Source organism: Snodgrassella sp. ESL0323 (assembly GCF_013346865.1).
GTDB classification, from domain to species: domain Bacteria; phylum Pseudomonadota; class Gammaproteobacteria; order Burkholderiales; family Neisseriaceae; genus Snodgrassella; species Snodgrassella alvi.
On sequence record NZ_JAAEDT010000023.1, the window covers coordinates 98,783 to 116,201 of the forward strand.

17 protein-coding genes are annotated in these 17,419 nt (G+C 42.1%); 8 read left to right on the forward strand and 9 right to left on the reverse strand.

Translation table 11 applies throughout. The features are described from left to right. The first annotated feature begins 298 nt into the window (after positions 1 to 298). The 3 genes from GY065_RS10820 (at position 299) to GY065_RS10830 (ending at position 3,279) form a co-directional block, all read left to right on the forward strand. Positions 299 to 541 (forward strand): FeoA family protein, encoded by a 243-nt coding sequence (locus GY065_RS10820; protein ID WP_051506485.1) that lies wholly within the window; start codon positions 299 to 301, stop codon positions 539 to 541. Then, positions 538 to 2,862, forward strand: coding sequence for a Fe(2+) transporter permease subunit FeoB (gene feoB, locus GY065_RS10825; RefSeq protein WP_174834120.1), 2,325 nt, complete (start codon positions 538 to 540; stop codon positions 2,860 to 2,862). The genes GY065_RS10820 and feoB overlap by 4 nt, the downstream gene beginning before the upstream one ends. A 144-nt stretch (positions 2,863 to 3,006) precedes the next feature. Then, a complete protein-coding gene (locus GY065_RS10830) occupies positions 3,007 to 3,279 on the forward strand; it encodes a FeoC-like transcriptional regulator (protein ID WP_100115984.1) in 273 nt (90 codons plus the stop codon). A gap of 104 nt (positions 3,280 to 3,383) precedes the next feature. On the opposite strand, the gene GY065_RS10835 is transcribed toward GY065_RS10830, so the two are convergent. Beyond that, entirely contained in the window at positions 3,384 to 3,725 is a 342-nt protein-coding gene (locus GY065_RS10835) for a hypothetical protein (protein ID WP_174834121.1), read from the reverse strand. Here GY065_RS10835 and glmS point away from each other — a divergent pair. After that, positions 3,715 to 5,556, forward strand: a complete 1,842-nt coding sequence (gene glmS / locus GY065_RS10840) for a glutamine--fructose-6-phosphate transaminase (isomerizing) (protein WP_174834122.1) — start codon at positions 3,715 to 3,717, stop codon at positions 5,554 to 5,556. The two genes, GY065_RS10835 and glmS, sit on opposite strands and share 11 nt — an antisense overlap. Before the next feature lie 255 nt (positions 5,557 to 5,811). Here glmS and GY065_RS10845 read toward each other — a convergent pair whose 3' ends face one another. Together GY065_RS10845 and GY065_RS10850 are read right to left on the reverse strand one after the other, a co-directional pair. Next, the gene (locus tag GY065_RS10845) at positions 5,812 to 6,894 is read right to left on the reverse strand and encodes an ADP-ribosylglycohydrolase family protein (protein WP_174834123.1); all 1,083 of its coding nucleotides are present in this window, start codon (positions 6,892 to 6,894) and stop codon (positions 5,812 to 5,814) included. Positions 6,895 to 7,340: 446 nt separating this feature from the next. Continuing rightward, positions 7,341 to 7,877 (reverse strand): hypothetical protein, encoded by a 537-nt coding sequence (locus GY065_RS10850; protein WP_174834124.1) that lies wholly within the window; start codon positions 7,875 to 7,877, stop codon positions 7,341 to 7,343. A 460-nt stretch (positions 7,878 to 8,337) separates the two neighbouring features. On the opposite strand from GY065_RS10850, the gene hutW reads away from it, so the two are divergent. The 3 genes from hutW to GY065_RS10865 are packed head-to-tail and all read left to right on the forward strand — an operon-like array spanning position 8,338 to position 10,919. Next, the gene (gene hutW, locus GY065_RS10855; RefSeq protein ID WP_174834125.1) at positions 8,338 to 9,720 is read left to right on the forward strand and encodes a heme anaerobic degradation radical SAM methyltransferase ChuW/HutW; all 1,383 of its coding nucleotides are present in this window, start codon (positions 8,338 to 8,340) and stop codon (positions 9,718 to 9,720) included. 40 nt (positions 9,721 to 9,760) lie between these two features. Then, the gene (gene hutX, locus GY065_RS10860) at positions 9,761 to 10,264 is read left to right on the forward strand and encodes a heme utilization cystosolic carrier protein HutX (protein ID WP_202984086.1); all 504 of its coding nucleotides are present in this window, start codon (positions 9,761 to 9,763) and stop codon (positions 10,262 to 10,264) included. 10 nt (positions 10,265 to 10,274) lie between these two features. Further along, positions 10,275 to 10,919 (forward strand): NAD(P)H-binding protein, encoded by a 645-nt coding sequence (locus tag GY065_RS10865; RefSeq protein ID WP_174834126.1) that lies wholly within the window; start codon positions 10,275 to 10,277, stop codon positions 10,917 to 10,919. 118 nt (positions 10,920 to 11,037) lie between these two features. Here GY065_RS10865 and GY065_RS10870 read toward each other — a convergent pair whose 3' ends face one another. The 4 genes from GY065_RS10870 to GY065_RS10885 form a co-directional block, all read right to left on the reverse strand. Continuing rightward, complete coding sequence (locus GY065_RS10870) at positions 11,038 to 11,376, reverse strand: zinc ribbon domain-containing protein YjdM (protein WP_025331531.1); 339 nt, start codon at positions 11,374 to 11,376, stop codon at positions 11,038 to 11,040. A 120-nt stretch (positions 11,377 to 11,496) separates the two neighbouring features. Then, positions 11,497 to 12,279 carry a peroxide stress protein YaaA gene (yaaA, locus tag GY065_RS10875; RefSeq protein WP_174834127.1) on the reverse strand — a complete coding sequence of 261 codons (783 nt, stop codon included), beginning with the start codon at positions 12,277 to 12,279 and terminating at the stop codon, positions 11,497 to 11,499. A 332-nt stretch (positions 12,280 to 12,611) separates the two neighbouring features. Then, positions 12,612 to 14,003: an NAD-dependent succinate-semialdehyde dehydrogenase gene (locus GY065_RS10880; RefSeq protein ID WP_025331533.1), complete on the reverse strand. Its 1,392-nt coding sequence runs from the start codon at positions 14,001 to 14,003 to the stop codon at positions 12,612 to 12,614. 24 nt (positions 14,004 to 14,027) lie between these two features. Then, entirely contained in the window at positions 14,028 to 14,192 is a 165-nt protein-coding gene (locus GY065_RS10885) for a hypothetical protein (protein ID WP_174834128.1), read from the reverse strand. A gap of 283 nt (positions 14,193 to 14,475) precedes the next feature. On the opposite strand from GY065_RS10885, the gene GY065_RS10890 reads away from it, so the two are divergent. After that, on the forward strand, positions 14,476 to 15,027 hold the full coding sequence (locus GY065_RS10890) for a flavodoxin family protein (protein WP_174834129.1): 552 nt from the start codon (positions 14,476 to 14,478) through the stop codon (positions 15,025 to 15,027). Between the two features lie 102 nt (positions 15,028 to 15,129). Here GY065_RS10890 and GY065_RS10895 read toward each other — a convergent pair whose 3' ends face one another. Both GY065_RS10895 and GY065_RS10900 read right to left on the reverse strand, forming a co-directional pair. Then, positions 15,130 to 16,107 carry a TerC family protein gene (locus GY065_RS10895; protein WP_279037952.1) on the reverse strand — a complete coding sequence of 326 codons (978 nt, stop codon included), beginning with the start codon at positions 16,105 to 16,107 and terminating at the stop codon, positions 15,130 to 15,132. A gap of 482 nt (positions 16,108 to 16,589) precedes the next feature. Then, complete coding sequence (locus GY065_RS10900) at positions 16,590 to 17,072, reverse strand: hypothetical protein (RefSeq protein WP_174834130.1); 483 nt, start codon at positions 17,070 to 17,072, stop codon at positions 16,590 to 16,592. Between the last annotated feature and the right edge of the window lie 347 nt (positions 17,073 to 17,419).

Sequence of the window (17,419 nt, forward strand, 5' to 3'; positions counted from 1 at the left end):
TGCCTGCCGGGCTGATTATCTGTATTCACTAATCTTTCCCACCTTTACATCTGTTTGACCAAACCCGCCATACTTTAATCAAAAGCATTACATATCTACGTTTAAAAAATACACAAAATAATTATAATTCGCAAAATAATCACTTTATTCACTATATTCTTTACAAAATAACTGAATAAAGCATTTTCTCTTAGCCATTCATACAAGCAAATTAACAGGCAAAAGTAATATCATGCACAATAAAAATGATTCCCAATAATAACAAAGACACCTTACCTACTACTGAAGGTCAACCGCAGTGCCAATACTTACTCTTGATCAACTACCGTTTGGTCAGCCGGCAGTTATAACCCGACTGTTGCCCGAATCTCTGCCCTTCCGCCGGCGTCTGTTAGCCATGGGCATTACGCCCGGCAGCCACGTTACCGTAATCCGTACAGCACCATTAGGCGATCCGCTGGAAATCAAAACCCGCGGATTTTACCTATGCCTGCGGCGCAGTGAAGCACAAGCCATCGGCGTAGTTGAGGCAACACAATGAAAATAGCATTAATCGGCAATCCCAATAGCGGCAAAAGTACGCTTTTCAATGCGCTTACCGGTTCACGCCAGCAGGTAGGAAACTGGCCTGGGGTAACTGTAGAACGCAAAACCGGCAGTATCCAGATAAACCAGCAACAGGTAGAAATCATCGACCTGCCCGGTACCTATGCCATAGAAAATCTCGACATAGCTGCTTCTCAAGATGAAATGATTGCGCGTGAGTTTGTTCTCAATGAACCAGACAGCCTGATAATCAACATTATCGACGCCACTAATCTGCAACGCAGTCTGTACCTGACTTTCCAGCTGCTTGACCTCAAACGGCCAATGCTGGTGGTTCTCAACATGATCGATGCCCTGCATAACATAGGGGAAAATATTAGCATCAGCACACTGAGCAAACAGCTTGGCTGTCCGGTTATCGCTATTTCCGCTGCGCGAAAAACCGGAATACCGCAACTCAAACAGGCAATTGCACAGGCCATCACCAACCCTGTAGCTGCCCATCCCGAGCTGGATACTCTTGGTAGCAAACAAAGCACCATTATCCGCAACTATCTGGCTCAGCTTCCGGCCGATAGTGCCGTACACCAGCTCGACCAGTGGTCGCTGATCGAATTATTACTTAAACAGAACCCCGTTTCTCTTACTGAAACTGAAAAGCATATCCTGCAACAATGCCGTGATGCCCTGTCCGACTGGTGTAACCATGAAATCGACGTTGCCCTTGCCAGTGCCCGTTATGATGCCATCGATAAGCTAAGCCGCTCTGTAATTGAAAAGCCGCGTGAAGCAAATCTGTCCTTATCCGATAAAATTGATCGTATTACCCTGGGCCGCTATACCGGCATCCCGTTTTTTCTGTTCGTCATGTACCTGATGTTTATGGTAGCGGTTAAATTCGGCTCTGTATTTATCGATTTTTTCGACATCCTCTTTGGCACCATATTTGTCGATGGCTTCTCCGCCCTGCTCACCAGACTCGGCTCTCCCGAGTGGCTGATTGCTATTCTGGCCAACGGAATCGGCAGTGGTATTCAAACAGTGGCCACATTCATTCCGGTTATTGCAGCCATGTTTCTGTGCCTGTCATTTCTCGAAGATTCCGGCTATCTGGCGCGTGCTGCAATGGTAGTCGATCGCGGCATGCGCGCCATTGGTCTGCCGGGCAAAGCCTTTGTTCCTATGCTGGTCGGTTTCGGCTGTGGTGTACCCGCCATTATGGGTACCCGCACACTGGACTGCGCCCGTGACCGTCTCATGTCTATCAGCATGATACCTTTTATGTCCTGTGGTGCCAGACTGCCGGTTTACACCCTGTTTGCTGTTTTGTTTTTTCCTGAAAACGCCTCAACCGTGGTTTTTATCCTTTATCTGCTCGGTATCGGTGTTGCCATTCTTACCGGTATTATTCTCAAGCACACCCTGCTGCCCGGTGACATTACCCCTTTTATTATGGAAATGCCCGCTTATCGTTTGCCCACATTGCGCGGCATGCTTTACCTGACATGGTCACGTCTGAAAGGATTTATTTTCCGTGCCGGACAGGCCATCGTACTCATGGTAACCATTCTTAGCCTACTTAACTCACTGGGTAGCGACGGATCATTCGGCCACAATGACAGCAGCCAGTCTGTACTGTCGGTTGCCAGTCAGAAAGTTACCCCAGTATTCACACCTATGGGTATCAATGAACAAAACTGGCCGGCTACGGTAGGTATATTTACCGGTATCTTTGCCAAAGAAGCCGTCATTGCCACCCTCAACTCCCTGTACTCTATGAAAGCGGAAGAGGATGGCGGAGAAGAAACCTTTAATTTTCAGGCCGGTGTCATCAAAGCCCTGAACACCATACCAGCCAACTTAAACGAACTGGCCGGTTCCTTTCTCGATCCTCTGGGGTTTAGTGCGCTGAATCAGAGTGCTGACAGCGTACAGCAGGATATGGACATGACCGGACGCACAGTAACCAAACTGGAAACCTCTTTCGGCAGTAGTGCTGCCGCAATGGCCTATCTCATATTCATCCTGCTATATACACCGTGTGCGGCTGCTCTAGGCACCATTTACCGCGAAGCCGGTGGACGCTGGATGCTGTTTGTAGCCGGCTGGACATTCTTTACCGGCTGGAGCTGTGCCACCATTTACTACCAGTACCACCAGCTTAGTCACAGTACCAGTGCCGCATACTGGATTGGCGGAGTAGTCTGCCTGTTTATTCTTGTTGTTTGCAGTATGAAATTTATCGGCAGCCGGCGTCAGACTTGCCAGATAACCATGAAAAACTGCCCGCACAGCAAAAGTAGCTGCTGTCACTGAGTAATCAGGCATTTTTACTAATTACCAAAACTTATTTACCTGAACAGATAGTGATATTTGCAAAATCATCACTATCTGTTTGTATTAAGTTATTCATACAGCAGGAACAAACCATCAGCCAACCCAGATAAAGGACTACCGGATATGCTTATCACTGCCATTCGTGACTACCTTATCACTATCGGACAAGCCAGCCTGCAGGATTTGTCCCGCCATTTTCAGGTGCAGGAAAGTGCCATGGAGCAGATGCTTAATTTTTGGCTCAGAAAAGGGATCATCCGCCAGATAGGTCCTTACCAGCCTTCCTGTCAGCAAAGTAAATGCAGCGACTGCTTTATTTGTCCTGAAGGTGCCAGAAAAATTTATCAGGCCGTCACCGGCACAGACAGAACCATTCCGATTAGCCGCTTAGCCTGAACCAGCAAAAATTTCAAATCTGACTTACCTGGATGCAGAACTGTCTTTTCAGGTGAAAACACATTAACAATTTGCCGGCATAAATCAATACCACTAACATATCCCTAAACCAGATACTTAATGACACCCACAGAACAAATGAATAAAATATCTGATATATAAAGATAATTTACCTCCCCAACATCATCCTGAAAACCATTAGCATAAACATATCTGTCTGTTTGTACAGCAGGCTGTAAACAAAGTTTACTGTACAAATCCGCCTTTTCCATTACAATCTTCATTTCAAATAAAACTGAAACAGCATCATCAGGCAGACGATACACATAAACTGGAATCAGCACGGCATAACCCGCAAACCGCAATAGCCGCATTCCAGCCAGGTAAAAAAACCGTAATTGCATTGCAACCATGCCTGTTGAAAAAGGATAAACCATGTGTGGCATAGTTGGCGCCATTCGCGCACAGAATAACGTAGTAGAATTTCTTACCAGCGGTCTGGAACGGCTGGAATACCGCGGATATGACTCTTCCGGCATTGCCGTATGGACACCGAACGGTATTGAGCGCGTACGCCGTGTCGGCCGCGTTAAATTTATGGAAGAAGCCGCTCAGGCTGCCGGACTCAAGGGCAGATTGGGCATTGGTCACACCCGCTGGGCAACACACGGTGGTGTTACTGAACCCAACGCTCATCCGCACATTTCTAACAATATGATTGCCATTGTTCATAATGGCATTATCGAAAATTTTGAAAGTGAGCGCAGCCGGCTACAAGCACTGGGTTACGAATTCACATCCCAAACTGATACGGAAGTCATCGCTCACAGCATCCATTACGAATATACCCACACCAGCACCGGCAACCTGTTTCAGGCGGTACAAACTGCCTGCAAACGTTTTCAGGGTGCCTATGCCATCGGCGTTATTGCCAGAGATAATCCCGATAAACTTGTAGCTGCGCGTATGGGCTGTCCGCTGTTAGTGGCGTTGGGTGAAAATGAAAGCTTTATCGCTTCCGATGTTTCCGCCGTTATTGCTTATACCCGTCGTGTTGTCTTTCTTGAAGATGGCGACCTTGTTCAGCTATCCACACAAGGCATTGATATTCTGCTCGACAAACACGATCAGCCGGCAGAACGTGAAATCAAAATGTCTGAACTGTCCTTAGCTTCGCTCGAACTGGGGTTGTACAGCCATTTCATGCAAAAAGAAATTCACGAACAGCCCAAAGCCATCACCGATACCGCCGAAGTATTTCTGGTAGGCGGCTTTGAGCCAGAAAACTTTGGCGCCAGTGCTGCCGGCATCTTTGAGCGAATCCGTAACATTAAAATTCTTGCCTGCGGTACCTCCTACTACTCCGCACTCACTGCCCGTTACTGGCTGGAAGCCATTGCGCAAATACCGACAGACGTCGAAATTGCCAGTGAATACCGCTACCGCAAAGTTATTGCCGACCCGGAACAGCTGGTCATCACGATTTCTCAGTCTGGCGAAACACTTGATACCATGGAAGCGCTTAAATATGCCCAGTCACTGGGCATGCAGCACAGCCTTTCTATTTGCAATGTAATGGAATCGGCTCTGCCGCGTGAAAGTGAACTGGTACTGTATACCCGCGCCGGTGCCGAAATTGGTGTAGCCTCTACCAAAGCCTTTACGACTCAGCTTGTGGCATTGTTCGGACTGGCGGTAACACTGGGCAAAATGCGCGGACTGGTTACCCCTGAAGAAGAAGAGCAATATACTAATGAGCTGCGCCTGCTTCCCGGCAGCGTGCAGCATGTACTTAATCTCGAACCGCAAATTGCCGGCTGGGCAAATCAGTTTGCCGCTAAAAATAACGCACTGTTTCTAGGCCGCGGCATTCATTACCCCATCGCCCTTGAAGGTGCTCTGAAACTTAAAGAGATTACCTATATTCATGCCGAAGCTTATCCCGCCGGTGAGCTTAAGCACGGTCCGCTGGCACTGGTAGACCAGAATATGCCTGTAGTGGTGATTGCACCTAATGACAGCCTGCTCGAGAAAGTTAAAGCCAATATGCAGGAAGTAGCCGCACGCGGCGGCGAGCTCTTTGTATTCACCGATCTGGACAGCGAATTCAGCGCCGATGAAGGCGTACACGTTATCCGTACCCCGCGCCATATGGGCGTACTTTCCCCGATTGTACACACCATACCGGTACAGCTACTGGCCTACCACACCGCACTGGCTCGCGGCACTGATGTAGATAAACCCCGAAATCTGGCGAAATCGGTGACTGTAGAATAAATATCCAGTATATGTCTTTTAATTCTTTAACTACATTAAAAGCCCCTACTGCATAACTACAGCAGAGTTGTTAGTTTTTTGCTTTACCTAACTAAACATTGATTTCTATTTATAAGGTTAAAATACCATCATAATTTAAATATTGATTAATTTTATATAATAAGCCACCTTTAAGGTGGCTTATTTATTGAATTTTAAAGATATTTTTATAGTTATAAGTTTTTATCAAGAACAAGAGTATTAATTTTTAATAATTTAGAAGGGCGGTAACAGCCGTCTGAAACCATGCAACATGATTATGCAGAAAAAAAGTATATTTCTGCATAATAAGAAAACATATGGTGGCTGTTTCAGACTGATAATCTGTTTCGGATGATGTTTTCTGTCAGCGAGTGCCACCGAGAGTTTACGTAGATAATTCATACTCATTGGCCATTCTTTCACACCTTGCAGCCATTGTTCCGGAATACCTGCTTCGCCCGCATAAATCCCGGCAAGAGCGCCGGCAATGGCTGCCGTGGTATCAGTATCCCCGCCCGCATGTATTAATGCACTGACGGTTTGTTCGTAATCACCATAATAGCGCAGCCATGCATAGATAACAGCAGGCACGGTATTGTTGATATAGCCAGTAATCCCTTTTTTTTCCAGTTTCAGCGCCAGCAGATAATCATGCAATTGAGCCTGCTGCTTAAGTTTCTGCTGAGCCAGTTGCAAGTGACTGATAAGCTGCTCTCCGCTTAGCGCAGGCATAATCTCAGCAAAGAAACTGTCAGCAGACACCTCAGACTGCTGCCGGCTGGCATAACCGGCAGCCATGGCAATCACCCATGCGCCTTCTTCAGCACGCGGATCAGTATGAGTTATGATGGTAGCTGCATGAATACATTCACGCATGATGTCTGGATTACCGGCAAAAAACCAGCCTATAACCGGTGCACGCATAGCCGCTCCGTTACCGGCAGAATTATTACCGCTTTTAGCCGGATTTATACCCAGACACAATTTCAGGCAGGCTTTTAAAGTAGCCATACCCAAACCGGCCGGCATGGTCAGAAACCATCGCCTCATGCCTCTGCCCAGCCGGCCACTAAAATCCTTCGGATTCAGCTTACAGCTCAGCAGACATTGTGCCACCATCGCTGCATGCTCAGTATCATCACTGCATAACCCTATTCTCCCCCATGGAGTAACAATCAGGTTGTGCTGAATTTTATCGCCAAACATACGTCTGGCTCGCTTAGGAGCAATACCTTCACGAGCCAGCCCTATTGCATCACCAACTGCGGTACCAATAAGCAATCCGGTAATCTGCCGGACATATTGGGTTTGTTGCATAATTTATTTCCGGTGGATGAATAATAAATTTACAAATGTTAACTATACAGTATTTTCTTTATTATTTCCTGTTTTAACTGTTGAGATTATCAAATTTTTATTTATTTTCAGAATATTCAATAATAATGCTTAGCCATAAAGATAACCTGCTGCCAATTAAATATATAGTCAGAATACAGAGTTTATATAATTACCATTTAATAAATTCAATTAATTCAAAAATCAGAACTTTAATCAATATTGATTTTTATAAATTCAGTTTTAGGCTTATAAAGCTTTAATTCAGAAAGATAAATTTATTCACACTCCCATCTGATTCAGCCGCATTTTTTTACCCATAGATAACCGTTTGATGATAATAAATAATTTTTAGCAACAACTAAATTAAGGTTTGCAAGAGAAACATTTATTTTAAATATTTCTCTTGCCGTTTAAGATTAATTTTATTAATCAGAAATACAAGCATCAATAGCAGAACAGTGAAGCCATTTTTTAATTATCTTATTTTTTTTTTTTGTATATTCGATCTCATAAAAGTTATTTTTATAATTTAATAATTCGATTTTATCCTCCCTAATTAAATATATTTTTGTTTTATTTTTTAAATTTGGAGAATCATATAGATAACTCTTATCCACTGTAAGCTTAAATCCATATTCTTCGGGCTGATATTGAGTTAAAAGGAAACGATTCATACAATCATTAATATCTGTTGAAGTATAAAATGTGTTGCAAAATTTTGAAGCATATTTCTCTGTTAATAGATTGAAATAAATATTATATTGTTTTTGCTCTGGAATTTTAGTGATGTATTTTTGTAATTTAATATTTACTGGTATCTTTTTATGATATATCAATAAAATTAATTCATTAATAAAAGAATTTTGTTCGCTAAGTAAACATAATGAATAACTGAGTCTATCCTCCTGACCGCAGAGGTAAACATCAATATTATCACGTACCCAGTTACATTTTTTATTCAACTCACTTTCCCATTCCTCCTGAAAAATATCAATATTTTTTTTAAAAGAATTTTAGATAATTTATCTATTATAGTTGAATTATGTTTTATTTCTTTATTCATACCATTATTCACTTTATCTATTAAACTATCACTAAAAACATTGTTACTCATAAATATTAATATAATTAGTAGAATTTTCTTCATTACTATAATCCTTTTTCTCAAAATTTAGCTTCATCTTCTCTTCTTTTTACTAATCCATCTAATTTTTACCTTTAATCATTGATAGATGAATTCTGGCACGCATAAAATAGTTTTTACACAATTATTCTACAGAATAAACATTTTTATTGGCATATTCATGTCTGTTGATATGTATCAATAAACAGGATATTGTTAAGTATACATGGTCATAAAACCATTGCCATATGATAATAATTATTATTTAATTCTTGCAGCTTTCAATTTATGTCTGTGTTATGAAATCATTGGATTTAAGCCGTTATTATGCTGCATGTTCTGGTTTACCGTTTCAGGATCGCTGGGCTGTGATGCCATTACGCGCAAGTATGCCACTGGCTGCGGAAGATATCGAAAAGCAATGGCAACAATTACAGCAAACCAAACTTACCGGCAATAAAAGGCTGATTTATATTCATATCCCCTTTTGTGATACTCACTGCCAGTTTTGTGGTTTTTACCAGAATCTGCTGCGCAAATTTGATACTGAAGCATATATTAATGCTTTACTAACCGAAATCACTCTGGAAATCAACAATCCGGCATTACAGTCTGCACCCATTCATGCGGTTTATTTCGGAGGTGGTACACCATCCGCTCTGCCCGCCGGTCAGCTAGCCCGGGTAATCAGTTTACTGAAACAGTCTTTACCTCTTGCACCTGATTGTGAAATTACTATTGAAGGACGAATTTCTGATTTCGATGAGGCACGTACAGATAGTTATATAGAAGCAGGTGCAAACCGGTTTTCAATCGGTATTCAGACTTTCGATACCAATATTCGTCAGAAGCTCGGACGCCTATCCAAACGTGAACAGATTATAGAAACATTTGAACGGATTGCCGCTAAAGACAGTGTAGCACTGGTGTGCGATCTGATGTTCGGATTACCCGGGCAGACGCCTCAGAGCTGGCAGACAGATTTAGAACTTGCTGCCGGTCTGCCGCTGGATGGTGTGGATTTGTATGCTCTAAATCTGCTCTCTTCCACACCGCTGGCTAAGCGGGTGGAAAACGGCCAACTTGAATTACCTTCAGTAGCGGATAAATGTCATTTTTATTTACAGGGTGAAGCTTTTTTACGCCGGCAGGGCTGGATGCAGCTAAGTAACAGCCATTGGGCTAAAACCACACGTGAACGAAATTTATATAATCTGCTAATTAAGCAGGGTGCTGATTTCTTTGCATTTGGCTCCGGTGCCGGTGGCCGGCTGGGCGGTCAGTCATTTATGCTGCAACGCGATCTGGCTGAGTACTATACCCGGCTGAAACAAGGCAAAAAGCCATTGATGATGCTTACCGGCCAATCTTTACTAGGAGAATGGTTATATCAGCTTCAGGCTGGTATAGAACAGGGTCGGGTTGATTTAGCGGCACTGACAACACAGGCTCACTTGTTGGATCCGTTACTGGAACAATGGCAGCAGGCGGGTTTACTCGTCAATGATGCACGCTGTCTGTTGCTAACACCATCAGGCCGTTTCTGGTCGAGCAATCTGTTACAGGCTTTGCAGCAATTACTATTGTCTTTGAATAATCCGGAACATCTTGAGCGGCAGGAAAAAATGATGCAGATGCGCCAAAGCGGAAAATCCGCGCCAGGGCATACCGCTGCTCCGTAATATCTCAGCGTCAAAACAGTTTTAATTTAAGGAAATAAGAATGACTGAACAGTCTGCAAGTAATAATCTTAAACTTTTCATGCAAAGTAACCCGGAAGGTACGCTGGAACAGATTGCCCGGCAATATCAGACTAGTTTAACTGCAGTAATTGAAGCCATGCCTGATGCAGTGATGACAGACGGAAATCAATTTGATACTGTGTGGCAGGAAGTGCTTACATGGGGTGAAATTACTTTTCTGGTTCACACTCCGGACATTATTGCTGAATTTTCCGGTGAACTGCCAGCTGGAAAATATGGTGCCGGTTATTTTAATTTGCAGCATAAGCAAGCATTCGGTGGGCATATCCGGGCAGAAAACTGTGCACATATCGCTTTTGTTGAGCGCAGTTTTATGCATATGGCTACCGCGGGAATTATTTTTCTGAACCGTCAGGGTGAAGCTATGTTTAAAATTTTTGTCGGACGTGATGAACAAAGACAATTAAAAGCACAGCAATTAGATAAATTCAGAATTCTGGCTCAACGTTTCCGTCCAGACTAAGGAAAAACTGATGAAAACGCTATTATTGTTCGGGGTGAGCCCCAAAAAAGGCACCGGCTATCAGGTATTACAGCTGGCATTACAACAATCATCTGAATGGCGCTGTGCGGCACTGGTACGCGATGCCGCTTTTGCCGCTGAATTAAACCAGCAGGGTGTGCAGACTGTGGTTGGTGATGCTACCGATGAATCCAGTGTCAAAGAAATATGCCGGCTTGCCGGCACCAATACCATAATTGTCTCTACTCTGGGTGGATCAGCTGGCGCACATTATCTGGCTCAGCGCCTGATTATTGATACAGCTGAACAAGCTGGTATCTCCCGGATGCTGCTGGTTACCTCTCTGGGCTGCGGCGACTCATGGCATACTATGTCTGAACGCGCAAAAACTGCTTTCGGGCATGCTGTACGGGAAAAATCTCTGGCAGAGGTATGGCTGCAAACCAGTAAGCTGAATTATGAAATTCTGCGTCCGGGCGGTTTGTCTAATGGTGACGTTACTGGCACAGGTAAATGTTTTTATCAGCAGGAGGTACATGGTTTTATTCATCGTACTGAACTGGCTAATGTCATTATGCAAAGAATAAGTGCCAGTGTTCTGGACAACCGCATCTATGCAGTCGTTGATCCGAGGTTAACTTCTGACAATAATTAGAGCATATTGGCGCCTGTATGTGGATAACTTAGTTATCCACAGATCAAAACCCACCCTATCTACAATTAAAAATTGGCAGACATGGTGGGTTTTGTGTACGTATCTCTTTGAAAAAATATCAGGCCTTTTTCACAAAGCACGCTTTAAGCATGATTTTCATGCCGTCAATTTTGCAATCAATTTCATGATCGCCTTCAACCAGACGAATACCTTTAGCTTTGGCACCTTTTTTCAGAACAGTGCTGCTACCTTTAAGCTTAAGGTCTTTAATCAGAATAACGTCGTCACCAGTCGACAACGGATTACCGTTACTGTCTTTAACATCAAGCTCTTGTGATGAACCGGTATTGCTAGCAGCATCCCATTCGTGTCCGCATTCCAGACAGACAGTAAAGCTACCATCAAAATAATTTTGTTCGCTGGCACATTGCGGGCAGATTGGGGTTGATTCAGACATGGTTACACCTTTGCGATGGTAAAAGCGGCGATTGTACCTAATTTTGCTACAACTACCACATTTTTATGTACTTGCTCTGCTTTTTTTGCAACTTTTGTACAGCTATACTGAATAATATGCCTAATTACGGTATTGCTGAGCTGTTTTTTCTGAACGTTTGAACACCAGTTCATCCTCACTTGATTCATGTGCAGCAAACTGGTAACCATGCTCATTGAATTCATGCAGCATTTTAGGTGAGTGCAGTTTATTGCGTACAATAAAGCGAGTCATCAATCCCATGGCTTCTTTCGCATAAGCATTAACATTCATGTATTTACCCGCTTTTTCATCCAGAAAAACCGGTTTAATTACCTGTGCTTTAAGTTTATCCTTATCTATTGCTTTGAAATAATTATCAAAAGCTAAATCAATGATGGTTTCAGTTTCTATTTGATTCAAATGGCTGGTCAGGGTTTCATGCCAGAAATGATACAAATTAATACCTTTAGGATTCTCCAGACGTACATTCATGCTCAGGCGGTAGGGCTGGATTAAATCCAGCGGACGCAATATGCCGTACAAACCGGAAAGAATACATACGGCGGTTTGCATATAATCCAGTTCATGCAGGGATAAATCACTGACTTTCAGTCTGGTGTAGATATCACCACTATAGGCAAAAACCGCCTGTAAAGCATTATCAGGGGTAAATGGCGTATGCCAGTCACGAAAACGCTGCTGATTAAGCTCAGCCAGATGCGGGCTGATGTGCATCAATTCTTCCAGCTGTTTCACACTTAGCTGACGGCAATAATGTACTAACTGTTCGCTCTGTTTAAGAAACTGTGGCTGAGTATACTTTTCACTCAGGCGCGGATTAGCAAAGTCCTGACTGGTGGGTGCAGCGATAATGGTTAACATACGGCCTCCTGTTCAATCACTGGTACACATTTATGCTCATCATGGTGAAATAAAATATTATTATCAATCAGATAATGCATAAAAACTCGATATCACCACTTTACCTGAGAAAATATTGTCAGCAGAACACAATAGCCGGAATTTAGCATAATGCTACATATATATTACATTTCAGTAACGTATATGTCTCTCCAGGTAAACACTTTACTGAACCGAAAAACAGATTGCTAACCACAATGGAGAAAATAAAGAAAAAAATTAATTTACTGACAGCCGAAAATAAAAAAACAGGGCTGCACACTGTCAGCCCTGTTTTGCTTTATTTGCTCTGCTTAGAATTCACCGTCAATATCGGCAATACTTACCAGCTTAGCATTAACAAATTCTTTTAAGCCCAGATCCAGTAATTCACGTCCGAATCCGGAACGTTTCACACCACCGAAAGGTAAGTCAGCTTTTACCATGGTTGGATGATTAATAAATACCATACCGGTATCAATCTGCTGAGCCAGCTGTGCACCGCGTTCTTCGTCAGCAGTAAAGATAGATCCGCCTAATCCGTACGGGCTATCGTTAGCAATCTCGATAGCGTGTGCTGCATCTTTAGCACGGTAAATTGAAGAAACCGGACCAAAGAATTCCCAGTGACGTGCCGGATTATCCGGCTGAATATTGGTCAGAATAACTGGCCGGAAGAAACAGCCCTGAGCAGGCATGTCCAGCGGGATTTCCTCAGCGTGCGCACCGAGCTTAACTGCTTCATCCAGCTGCTGCTGTAAACCAGTAACGGCTGAGCGTGAAGACAGCGGAGCCAGTGTTGTGGCTGCATCCATCGGATCACCCATGCGCAATTGCTGCACACCCTGACGATACAAACTCAGGAAACGGTCGTATACACCATCTTCTACAATAATACGCTTGGCACTGACACATACCTGACCAGCATTCCAGTGACGTCCGAAGACAGCCCATTTAGCTGCTTTTTCGATATCTGCGTCATTAAGTACGATGAACGCATCTGCACCACCCAGTTCAAGGGTACATTTTTTCACTGCGGCTCCGGCCTGAGCGGCAACAATGGCACCGGCACTTTCAGAGCCAGTCAGCGCTACACCGCGTACACGCGGATCTGCAATGATTTTGGCCAGTTGAGCATGAGTTGGATAGAGATTCTGGAAAGCACCGGCCATTAAACCGGCCTGAAGAAACATCGCCTCCATTTTCGCTGCACACTGAGGTACATTAGAAGCATGTTTCAGCACAATCACATTACCGGCAGCCAGTTGCGGGGCTGCAATACGTGCTATCTGGTAATAAGGGAAGTTCCATGGCTCAACAGCCAGAATAATACCCTGCGGAGCAAATTCAATACGGGCACGATTACCTTTATTGGATGTAACCGGTAACACTTCCGGCTGAAGCTGCCGTTCAGCATTAACTGCATAATATTCAAGAATCTGTGCTGAAAGCTCAGTTTCTGCTTTAGCTTCACTAAACAGTTTACCCATTTCCAGTGTGAGTAAACTGGCATATTCTTCAATATTAGCCCGCAGAATATCCGCAGCGTTTTGCAGAATACGCGCACGCTGGGCAAATGTAGTAGTTTTCCACTGATGGAAAGCGGCATCAGCATGATTTAATGCTGCTTCCAGCTCAATATCGGTAGTATCAGAAAATGCCTTTACCTGTTGCTCGGTATAAGGATTGGTACTAGCGTACGCCATATAATTACCTCTCATGAGTAAAAGTTACACCACGGTTACTGCCCTGTTGGCTATTTTTGGTGTGCCGCCGGTACGGGCAGGTTCTGAAACAATTACAGTGTTTACTATGAAGAAATGGTTGTGTGCCTGATGTGTGCTGCCGCTGTTAATTATCTTTTGTAAGCCTGATACAGAGGCTACCGGCAACATTAATTTTCCTGTCTGTTATCACTCTAGCATGATTATGTATTAATTGAGTTTAACAATAATTTACCACAACAGCAAGCGTACCGTAAACTAACAAATTCAAGCATGCTGTCTTAGTGCATTAGCTAAATACCATAGCAACTGGTATGTGTAAGGATAATAATCCATCACTCAATAATTTCTTCGCAGGCAATAATCGAAATTTTTGTTTCCTGAAACTCTCTTGCAGTAGCAGCACAGCACGCATAAACTGTTTTAACATTTAATTATTCATAAGGATGTACAAATGAGTAAACTGGCGATAGTGGTTTTTTCCGGTTACGGACATACTCGTAAAATAGCTGAAGCAGCCGCTGCAGATACCGATGCAGTACTGGTTGAAATTGATGCTAATGGTGATCTGGACAATGATCAGTGGCAACAGCTTCACGACGCCAAAGGGATTATTTTTGCCGCACCTACTTATATGGGCAATGTACCCTGGCAATTCAAAAAATTTGCTGATGCCACTTCAGGACTGTGGGCAGAGCGCGCTTGGCAAAATAAAGTATTTGGCGGATTTACCAATAGTGCCAGTTTTAACGGTGACAAACAGGTTACGCTTATCTGGATGCAAACACTGGCCGCACAGCACGGCGGTATCTGGGTAAGTCTGGGGCTGTTACCGGCCAATAACAAAGAAGCAGACCGTAATGATATTAATGTGCTCGGAGGCTCTGGAGGAGCACTGATACAAACACCGGCAGATTCCAGCGTAGATGAAATTCCGCGCGGCGATATTGAAACCGTTAAAATCTACGTAGCACGGGTAAGCGAAATCATCAATAAATTAGCTTAATCGTTTTTAAGCTAATTTCGAATTTCAGCCCGTTATCTGTTGTTGCCGGTTAATGGCAGTAACAGATAACGGGCTGTTTAAATAAATATCACCTATTATTAATTAAGCTGATGGTTGTTGTCTGGTTTTCCACCATGAAACAAGTATAGCAATCATTAAGGCACTAAACACGACAGTCAGTGAAGCAAAAGAAGGAATATGCCACCATTTGGCCACCAGCATTTTGCCGCCAATAAAAGTTAAAACCACAGCCAGCCCGTATTTCAGATAGATAAATTTTTCTACTACATTAGCAAGTAAAAAATACATCGCACGCAGCCCCAGTACCGCAAAGATATTGGAAGTAAAAACTATAAACGGGTCAGTGGTGACAGCAAATACTGCCGGAATACTGTCAACAGCAAAAACAACATCACTTAATTCAATCACAATCAACGTAAGCAGCAAAGGAGTTGCCATACGCTGACCGTTTTCAACGGTAAAGAATTTTTCCCGGTTTAACTGCGCGCTAACATGCATATGCCGGTGCAGCCAGCCTATCAGCGGATTATCGGCCAGACCTTTATCTTCCGTCTTTTCAGGCAGCATCAGCTTAATTCCACTATAAAGCAGGAATACACCAAACAGATACAATACCCATTCAAAACGGCTGACCAGTACTGCACCCAGAGCCACCATAATGGCGCGTAGTACAATAGCGCCCAGTACACCGTACAGCAAAACACGATGCTGATACTCAGCCGGCACTTTGAAATAACCGAATATCAGGATAAATACAAAAATATTGTCGACTGAGAGTGATTTTTCCAAAACATAACCTGTCAGGAAATCCATCACCGAATCTGCTGCTATAGCCGGACCGGCGGCAGGATTATGTGCCAGCTCAAAATACAGCCAGGCAGCAAATCCGAGAGAGACAGTAATCCAGACTGTTGTCCATAGCAAAGCTTCTTTGGTACTAACCCGATGCACTCCCTCTTTTTTCAATGTAAGCATATCAATTGCAATCATCACAATGACAATCACAATAAATACACCATAGAATAAAGGTGTACCAACAGAATTCAGCTGTAGCTGCATAAGTTTTTCCTGCTAAATATTTTTATCATAAAAAATCTGGTAACCATACCAGTTATCAGAATCAGCAGTCAGGCAAATGGCTTTATACCGGCTGCTATTCGAACAATAGCATATTCGGCAGAAAAGTTAATCCCCCTGCTGATAATTGTTCGCCTCTGTTAGGAATTAAGAAAATATATTCTGGATTATTTTTTTGTCAGAACAAATAATATTTGCCGTAAATAATTATTTATACGGTAGAAATATAATGATCCGATGTGTTGATAAGATGATAAAGGTAACTTTAATATTAGCTATATTCCAGATTATCAATTTAATCTATTATTTTTTATATGCTCTGATTTTTTACATCTATCCATATCATACACTGGATTTTATTTAAACTCCGCATTTACCAAAAAATTTAAATATTTAATATTATTAAATAAAAAAATAACAGAATTTAACATTCTGTTATTTTTTTATTAATTTTCCATCACGATTTATTTTGTTTCACAATCCGAAGCTGTTATACGCACATTAAATAATTCTTCATCATTAAGAAAATAATGATGATTAACCCCTTTCGGAAGAGATTTTCTTAATTGCACCACACCAGGATCATTATCAGAACAATATATTTTTTTCAAATTATCAGTAGTCATTTTTTTCGATGCAGATAACATTAATTCTTTTTTATTTCCAGTTACAACATATTTATAATTTGCTACTCCATCTTCTATATAGATATCAACTAATTGAGTATTTGAGGAAACTCTGACAGGAAGTTGTTTTTTAAATTCGTCAAAGTAAACCTGTAATTCATTATTATCTAATTTATTACTTCCTGACTTATCAGCTTCTGATTTACTCTCTGATTGTGCTGTTTCACTAGCATTTTTATTTGATTGTGCAGGATTCGAATTATTACACCCAAAAAGCATCAGACTTATGGATAACATCGCTATAGTTTTTAATATTTTCATACCTAAGTTCCATCATAATATTTTAATCGCCCTATATTATTACAAATAAATCTATTATTTTACAATACTTGACCATAATTATTAATTAATTTTTGTATTTTTATAATCACCAGTCACTAATCAAATTTATCTATTTCTTTTATTTTAGTATATAAAATTCACATTTTAATGATTTTCTTCTCTCTGGCTGGTATTCAATCCATTATTTAAGTGTTTTATCCAATGCCATATCGCAAATAATCTTTATTTTTTAATAACATATTATTTAGTATAAACAAATCTGGAATAATGACATTTTCGCGCTTCTGCAGCACACCTATTGTTTATTCTCTTTTATAATTAGTTAC

Coding starts and splice junctions, on each gene's coding strand:
- feoB (WP_174834120.1), top strand. CDS start 538: ATGAAAATAGCATTAATCGGCAATCCCAATAGCGGCAAAAGTACGCTT.
- GY065_RS10830 (WP_100115984.1), top strand. CDS start 3,007: ATGCTTATCACTGCCATTCGTGACTACCTTATCACTATCGGACAAGCC.
- glmS (WP_174834122.1), top strand. CDS start 3,715: ATGTGTGGCATAGTTGGCGCCATTCGCGCACAGAATAACGTAGTAGAA.
- GY065_RS10835 (WP_174834121.1), bottom strand. CDS start 3,725: ATGCCACACATGGTTTATCCTTTTTCAACAGGCATGGTTGCAATGCAA.
- GY065_RS10845 (WP_174834123.1), bottom strand. CDS start 6,894: ATGCAACAAACCCAATATGTCCGGCAGATTACCGGATTGCTTATTGGT.
- hutW (WP_174834125.1), top strand. CDS start 8,338: ATGAAATCATTGGATTTAAGCCGTTATTATGCTGCATGTTCTGGTTTA.
- hutX (WP_202984086.1), top strand. CDS start 9,761: ATGACTGAACAGTCTGCAAGTAATAATCTTAAACTTTTCATGCAAAGT.
- GY065_RS10865 (WP_174834126.1), top strand. CDS start 10,275: ATGAAAACGCTATTATTGTTCGGGGTGAGCCCCAAAAAAGGCACCGGC.
- GY065_RS10870 (WP_025331531.1), bottom strand. CDS start 11,376: ATGTCTGAATCAACCCCAATCTGCCCGCAATGTGCCAGCGAACAAAAT.
- yaaA (WP_174834127.1), bottom strand. CDS start 12,279: ATGTTAACCATTATCGCTGCACCCACCAGTCAGGACTTTGCTAATCCG.
- GY065_RS10880 (WP_025331533.1), bottom strand. CDS start 14,003: ATGGCGTACGCTAGTACCAATCCTTATACCGAGCAACAGGTAAAGGCA.
- GY065_RS10885 (WP_174834128.1), bottom strand. CDS start 14,192: ATGTTGCCGGTAGCCTCTGTATCAGGCTTACAAAAGATAATTAACAGC.
- GY065_RS10890 (WP_174834129.1), top strand. CDS start 14,476: ATGAGTAAACTGGCGATAGTGGTTTTTTCCGGTTACGGACATACTCGT.
- GY065_RS10895 (WP_279037952.1), bottom strand. CDS start 16,107: ATGCAGCTACAGCTGAATTCTGTTGGTACACCTTTATTCTATGGTGTA.
- GY065_RS10900 (WP_174834130.1), bottom strand. CDS start 17,072: ATGAAAATATTAAAAACTATAGCGATGTTATCCATAAGTCTGATGCTT.